This is a genomic window from Campylobacter sp. TTU-622 (assembly GCF_016598965.1).
Lineage (GTDB): Bacteria > Campylobacterota > Campylobacteria > Campylobacterales > Campylobacteraceae > Campylobacter_D.
The window spans coordinates 1-7,442 of the sequence record NZ_JAENKR010000061.1; the positions used below are offsets into that span (position 1 = coordinate 1).

General features: G+C 25.2%; 6 protein-coding genes and 1 pseudogene. 3 read left to right on the forward strand and 4 right to left on the reverse strand.

Translation table 11 applies throughout. The annotated features are described in order from the left end of the window. The coding region (locus JG677_RS06035) for a hypothetical protein (protein ID WP_200285696.1) at positions 1-516 on the forward strand (516 nt) is incomplete at its 5' end. Positions 517-525: 9 nt separating this feature from the next. Next, complete coding sequence (locus tag JG677_RS06040) at positions 526-2,289, forward strand: aminopeptidase P family protein (RefSeq protein WP_200285699.1); 1,764 nt, start codon at positions 526-528, stop codon at positions 2,287-2,289. Here the strand turns inward: JG677_RS06040 and JG677_RS06045 are convergent. From JG677_RS06045 to JG677_RS06060, 4 genes are all read right to left on the reverse strand, one after another. Beyond that, positions 2,286-3,449, reverse strand: a complete 1,164-nt coding sequence (locus JG677_RS06045; RefSeq protein WP_200285701.1) for an MFS transporter — start codon at positions 3,447-3,449, stop codon at positions 2,286-2,288. The two genes, JG677_RS06040 and JG677_RS06045, sit on opposite strands and share 4 nt — an antisense overlap. A 110-nt stretch (positions 3,450-3,559) precedes the next feature. Then, positions 3,560-4,060, reverse strand: coding sequence for a thiol peroxidase (gene tpx / locus JG677_RS06050; RefSeq protein ID WP_200285703.1), 501 nt, complete (start codon positions 4,058-4,060; stop codon positions 3,560-3,562). Positions 4,061-4,159: 99 nt separating this feature from the next. Continuing rightward, positions 4,160-4,900 (reverse strand): extracellular solute-binding protein, encoded by a 741-nt coding sequence (locus JG677_RS06055; protein ID WP_200285705.1) that lies wholly within the window; start codon positions 4,898-4,900, stop codon positions 4,160-4,162. A 54-nt stretch (positions 4,901-4,954) separates the two neighbouring features. Beyond that, entirely contained in the window at positions 4,955-6,970 is a 2,016-nt protein-coding gene (locus tag JG677_RS06060) for an ATP-dependent helicase (RefSeq protein ID WP_200285707.1), read from the reverse strand. A gap of 124 nt (positions 6,971-7,094) precedes the next feature. Between JG677_RS06060 and JG677_RS06065 the strand changes: the two are divergent. Beyond that, positions 7,095-7,442: pseudogene (locus tag JG677_RS06065) on the forward strand (hypothetical protein); the annotation flags it as partial.

The following is a 7,442-nucleotide window of genomic DNA, read 5'->3' on the forward strand; positions in this document are numbered from 1 at the left end:
TTAAGAGAAAAAATTCTTATTTTTATTTTTTTAGCTGTATTTGCATTTTTTTTAGCTTTTAAAAGTTATGAATTTCTCTTTGATTTTGTTGCAAATGAACTAAATATTGATGAACAAAATATATATAATCAAAAAATAGAACTTTCTAATCTAAAAGCAAAACAAAAAGAATTACAAGACACTCTATTAAAACAAACACAAACAATCAATTCCTATAATAAACAAATCAATAAATTTAAATACAACTATGAAGAATACATTAAAGAAATAGAAATTTTAGCAAAAAAATATAATATTATTTTTGAAGATATCCAAAATTCACGCACAGAATTTAACTATATACAAAAATATAATGTTTTTTTAATAGCAAGAGGAGATTTTAAAAATTTATTAGAATTTCTCCTAGCCTTAGAAAATTCAAAATTTTATTTTAATATAAAAAATATCAATATAGAAAATCTAAAAAGCATTAATTTAGAACTTAAATTAATGCTTGATTTTGCAAGTTTAAAATAAAGGATAACAATGACATATAAACAAAAAATATCTTTATTGCAAAAAAATATGCTAAAAAATAAAATTGATATTTATATAGTTTTAAATTCTGATCCACATTTATCAGAATATTTAGTACAACATCATCAATGTATATCTTTTATGAGTGGCTTTAAAGGTTCTTATGGAGTACTTGTTTTTACGCATAATAATGCATTTTTATGGACAGATGGAAGATATTGGCTTCAAGCACAAAAAGAGCTTAAAGAAAGTGGAGTTATCTTAAAAAAACAAGATATAAATCATACTTTTAAAGACTGGATAAAAGAATATTGTAATTCTAAAACAACTATAGGAATTGATTTTAAAACTCTTCCCTTAACACTTGAAAAAGATTTAAAAAAATATTGCAATTTAAAACATTATGATTTAATTTCTAAAATTTGGATTAATCGACCAGAACTTCCAACATATAACATTTATGAACATTCTAAAAAATTTTATTCTTTATCTAGAATAGATAAGATTGCCTTAGTACACAAAGAAATGAAACGATTAAATGCTAATGCGCATTTTATTTCTAGCCTTGATGATATAGCTTGGATTTTAAATTTAAGAGGAAAAGATATAGAGTTTAATCCACTTTTTTTTAGCTTTTTACTTATTATGGAAAATCAGATTTTATTTTTTATCAATCCAAAAAAACTTAATCATTCTTTGAAAAATAAATTACAAAATGAAGGTATTATTTTAAAAAATTATGAAAACATACACGAAGAGCTTAAAAAACTAAATAATACAACACTTTTAATAGATCCTAGCAAAACAACATCTTTTTTTATTCAAGGATTAAAAAACATTACAATAATACAAGATTTAAATCCAAGCACATATTTAAAATCTTGCAAAGATAAAAAAGAAATCTCTTGTATTAAAAAAGCTATGATAGAAGATGGTGTGGCACTTTGTCGTTTTTATTCTTGGCTTGAAGAAAATATTCATTTAGGTTTTAATGAATTTGAAATTGGAGAAAAATTAAGCAAATTACGCTCCATGAGTCCTTATTATATTAGCGATAGTTTTGCCAATATTGTAGGTTTTAATGCCAATGGAGCAATAATTCATTATAAAGCAGATGAAAAAAACTCATCTGTAATCAAAGGAAATGGTTTATTATTAATTGACTCTGGAGGTCAATATTTAAATGGAACAACAGATATCACACGTGTTTTTCCTATTGGAAAAATTAGTGCTAAACAAAAAAAAGATTATACTTTAGTTTTAAAAGCATTAATTTCAATTTCTACCACCATTTTTCCAAAAAATATTTCTATGCCTTTACTCGATAGTATCACTAGAAAACCTTTATGGGAACATCAAATAAACTACAACCACGGAAGTGGTCACGGGGTTGGATATTTTTTAAGTGTTCACGAAGGTCCGCAAAATCTTTCATATACAACTATGCCTTCTTTAAAAAATCAAACCAAAAAAGGTATGATAAGTTCATTAGAACCTGGTATTTATAGAAAAGATAAATGGGGAATAAGGCTTGAGAATTTAGCTATTATTTTAGATATTGAAAAAGCTAAAGAACAAGAATTTGGAAATTATTTATATTTTGAAACTTTAACCCTTTGTCCTTTTGAAAGAAAATGTATCGATATAAAATTATTAAATTCTAAAGAAAAAAAATGGTTAAACAACTATCACAAAGAAGTTTATAAAAAACTTCATAAAAAACTTCAAACAAAAGAACTTAAATGGCTAAAGAAAAAAACAGCTCCTATTTAAATTTTAGAGCTTTTTAAGCTTAAATAACCAAAAATATTAACCAATATGCTTGCAAACAAAAGCATTAAAATAGAGCTTTGAAAATTTTCAAATTTATCATGCATAAAACCTATAAGCCAAGGAGCTTGTGCTGCTATAAGATATCCAAAACCTTGAGCAAAAGAAGAAAGTTTTGTTGCAATTTGAGCATTAGAACTTTTTTGCGCAATAAAAAGCAAAGCTATCCCAAAAACTCCACCCCAAGGAAAACCTATAAAAAAGGAGCATAAAATAATCATTTCCTTACTATCAAAAAAGAACAATAAAGCAAAAGATATAACGTATAAACTACACAAAGTAGCTATATAAATACTATGAAAAGAATGTTTAATTTTTCCTAGAAGTAAGGGGCCAAATAAAGACACAGGCACAGCAACAATTTGTGCAAACAAAATCATATGTGTAGCAAATTCTTTAGAATATCCTTTTTCGATAATAAATTGAATATACCAAGAAAAAATACTATACGCTAAAAAACTTTGCAAACCCATAAAAAGCGTAACTTTCCAAGCTGTAGAATTTTTAAAAAGATTAATATTTTTTTTAATTTTCTTTTTAGTTCTTAAAAAACGTCCATTTTTTGCTTGAGGATAATAAATAATTAAAGCCAATAAAGCAAAAATCATCCAAAATGCCATTGAACCTTTTATACCTAAAAAATTAAGCAAAGGAATAGCTAGAAAAATACCAGCTATAGAAGAAATACTAAGCATTAAGCTATAAACACCCATCATAGAAGAAATTTTATTAGGGAATTTTTCTTTTATAAAACTTGGTAGTAATACATTTGCAATTGCGATACCACAACCTAAGAATAACATACCTAAAAATAATCCCCAATATCCAGCATAGGATCTTAAAAATTCTCCAATAAAAATGAGAACTATCCCTATTACCATAGTCTTTAAAGGTGAAAAATAACCCACAAAAAAGGAAATAACTCCAAAAGAAATTAAAGGCAAAGTAGTAAGCATACCTGCTAAAGTGGAATTAAGCAAATAATACTCTTTGATTGTATCAATAACAGGACCTATGGATGTTATAGGAACTCTTAAATTAAAGGCTATGGTAATAACTATAAAAAAATTGAGCCAAAAAATCTTTTTGTAAATAGAATACATATCACAATCATTTATTTAAAGAATTTAAAGGGGTAATTCTATCTAAAATAACTTAAAAATGTTTTATTAATATAATATTAATAAAACATTTATTGAAACCAAATCATTATTTAATTATTTTGGAAAAAAGCATCTAATTCTTTAATATTTGGCATTTCTGTGATTTCATTTACTAATTCTTTATAAACAATCTTACCTTCCTTGATTACAAATACAGCTCGCGCTAATAAACCCTCTAAAGCGCCATCTGCAATTAAAACACCATATTTTTCCCCAAATTCTTTTGCAACAAAATCACTTGCTACTATAATATTATCAATCCCTTCTGTAGAGCAAAATCTTCCCATTGCAAAAGGTAGATCCATGCTTACAACTATAACTTGTGCATTTTTATAAGAAGCTATTTTTTGATTAAATTCTCTTGCTTCTGTAGCGCAAACTGGAGTATCAAGACTTGGAAGGCTCAAAATAATTTGAGTTTTTCCTTCTTCTGCTATATTAACATCGCTTAAATCTTTTGCTTTTAGTTTTGCTTTTGGTGCCAATGCACCTACTTCTAAAGAATTGCCTTTTAGTTTTACTAAACTACCTTTGAAATTTACTGAATTCATTATTTATCCTTTTTTATAAAATAAAACATATCAATTTAATGTTTTTAAGAGTAATTATATCTTAAATAAATTTAATTATTTTTAATATTTGAATTAAAATTATTTTTTTATAGCTTTCCATGTATATTCTTTCCATACTTTTTGTGCTTCTTTGCTTTGTATAAAATTAACAAATTCTAAAGCTTGTTTATTTTGAAGTCCTTTTTGAGTTGGAATTATTTCAGCTGCACGATAAATTACAGCTTTATTATCTTTTATAAATAAAGCTTTTTCACCCAAAGCTTTAGCCCAATGAGACCAAATGATTAAAACATCTATATTTTGATTATTGTTCCATTCATCTATTGCAGCTTTTGAATTTTTAGCATAAACCTTAATATTTTTACGTAATTTTACAAGATTTTCTCTTTTGCCACTTTTTAAAGCCATATCCTCATAAAGCCCTACTTGACCTGCTCCATCTATAACCATTATATTAACATCATTTTTTAAAATATCTTCAAAATTTTTAATATTTTTTGGATTATTTGGACGCACTATAATTCCAGAAGGACGCACATTTAAAACACTTAAATTTTCCAAACTTAAATTTGGAATTTTTTTAATAAAGTCATCCATCATAGAAGTATTACCAGAATAAATTAAATCAGCATCTTCTTTTGCCTTGTCAATCCAAGATGAAGTAGGACCAGCTACTATAGTAACTTTTTCTTTTGTTTTTTCTTCAAATTTTTTTGCAAGTTCTTTTATAACAGGAGCCGGACCACCTGGACCATAAACTAAAATCTCAGCATTTAAAAAACTTGCTACTATCAAACTTGAAATAATTATTTTTTTCATTTAAACCTTTCGTTAATATTTTTAAAACAAAAGATTTTAACGAGTAATAATTAATTAATTCTTGCAAAGTCCAGCTTCAAACAAAAAACAAGAAGGTTCAAAAGAGCTTTTTTTATTTTTATCATATTTTGCATAACTTAAATAAAGTATATTTTTAGCCCTAGTAACAGCAACATAAAATAATCTTCTTTCTTCTTCTAAGCTTCCACCCATTGAAATAAGTTTTTGATTAGGAAAGCGTCCTTGCGCTAAATCTATTACAAAAACTAAATCAAACTCAAGCCCTTTACTTGCGTGTATGCTTAATAAATTTACTCCTTTACCATTATTCATTTCATTAGAGCCCAAGGCCAAAAAATTATAATATTTATAAATATCTGAATATTTTTTTGCTAAATCTTTTAAAATAAAAATCTTTGTATCAATTTTTTCTAAAATTTCTTTTTTTCTTAAAAGATCAACTTGCCCTGCTTTATTAGTTGCTCTTTTATTTGCAAGTTTTTCACAAATTTCAAGAAAAAAAGAATTTTTACAAATTGAATGAATTATTTCTATAGAATGTCTTTGCTCTTGTGCATTTTTTAAAAAAAGATAAATTTTTTCCAAATTTAAAGCACATTCTTTTGTGATTTTAGATAGTTTTAATACAGGATGAGAATTAAATTCACTTTCTAGATTAAAGCGTTTTTCATTAGCAAGCTCATTTAAATCTGAAAAAAGACCTAGTTCATAATTTTTTTTTGTAAAAGTAGTTAAATCTATATTTTTATCAGGTTTTAAAAAACCCTTAATCAAATTTCCGTGTCCAAGTTTTAATAAAGAATCAAAAATCTCCTTTGCTAAAACTCCACCTACTCCTTTAGAATAACCTATAAGATGGATAAAAGCCATAATATCTTTAGGATTTACAATTAAAGAAAGAAAAGAACAAAAAGCTTTTACCTCTAAACTTTCAAAAAAACTTGCACTTCCTTTTCTAACACAAGCAATTCCTTGTTCCTTTAAAGCTATTTCTATACCATCTGCACTAGAATTATTGCGGAAAATAACAGCAATTTCTTCTAAAGAAATACCGCTGGTTAAAATCATCTTTGCAATATTTTGATATTGTTCTATTAAATCTTCAAATTTTAATAAGGTTGGAGCTTTAAATTCATCATTTCTAGTTACAATTAACTCCTTAGGATAAAGTCTTTCATTGTTTAAAATAACTTTATTAGCTAAAGCCAAAATACTTCTAGATGATCTATAATTTTTATTTAAAGAAAAAATTTTTGCATCTTTAAAACGCTCCTTAAAACCACCTATAATATTAATATCAGCTCCATTAAAAGCATAAATACTTTGATCATAATCTCCAACACAAAATAAACTTTTTGAACAAAAAGTTTCAATTAAAGAACTCTGTAAAGCATTAGTATCTTGATATTCATCTACCAAAATTTCATCAAATTCAAATTTTTTATTTTTAATAAGCTCCTTAAGATATATCAATAAATCATTAAAATCAACATAATTAAAACGCTTTTTTTCTTCTTCGTATTCCTTAAGAATATCTTCATAAATTTCAGCATAAATACTTTGTTCTTCATAATTTTGACAAAACCAATAATAAAATTCTTGCATAAAAGCTTTATTTTGAAATAAAGAATAAACATCATAAAGATAACTTGATTGATAAGGTTTAATATCGCTTAAATGAGAAAAAGTTCGCTTTTCATATATACTTTTAAGTAAAACTTTTAATTCTGAACTTTGTTTTAAAAGTATATTTTTATTCTCTTGCTTAAGCAAAGAATACGCTACACTATGAAATGTTCCTGCTAAAATTTTCTTTGTGATATCTTTATTGAAAAATTTTGATAATCTTGTAAGCATTTCTTTACTTGCTTTATTGGTAAAAGTTAAAAGCATAATTTTTTCAGGTTCAATACCTTGTTTTAAAAGATAAGCTATTCTTGCAACAATAGTTGAAGTTTTTCCTGTCCCTGCGCTTGCTATGATAAGATTATGTCCAAAATTAGTAGTAGCAGCAAGATATTGTTCGTTATTTAACTTCGAAAGCGGCATTATTTTCCTTGTAAAAGTTAAAATTATAAAAAAAAATTACTTAAAAATATAAAAATTTAAAATTACTTTATATTAGATTATAGTACAATACCAACTATTTAACATTCTATTTAAGGAATAACAAATGAATTTTAAAATTTTTTCTATTATTGCTAGTATACTAATAGCTATTATTGCAATACTTGGCGGAACTTATTATTATCTTTTTGAATACTCAAAACCAAAAAATTATAATTTAAATAATAATTCTTACTCTGAACAAAAATCATATACCAACAACTATAATAATTCTTATTCATCTACAAATAAAGATTATTCAACACATAATACCAATATCGACAATAACATCATAAAAAAACAAGAAACCACCTCATTAAATGAAAATCAAAATTTAAACAACGATACAAACAATACAGTTACAACAAGTGAAATTAATGAAAATATAAATAATGATAGTAACGCAACTAATGCT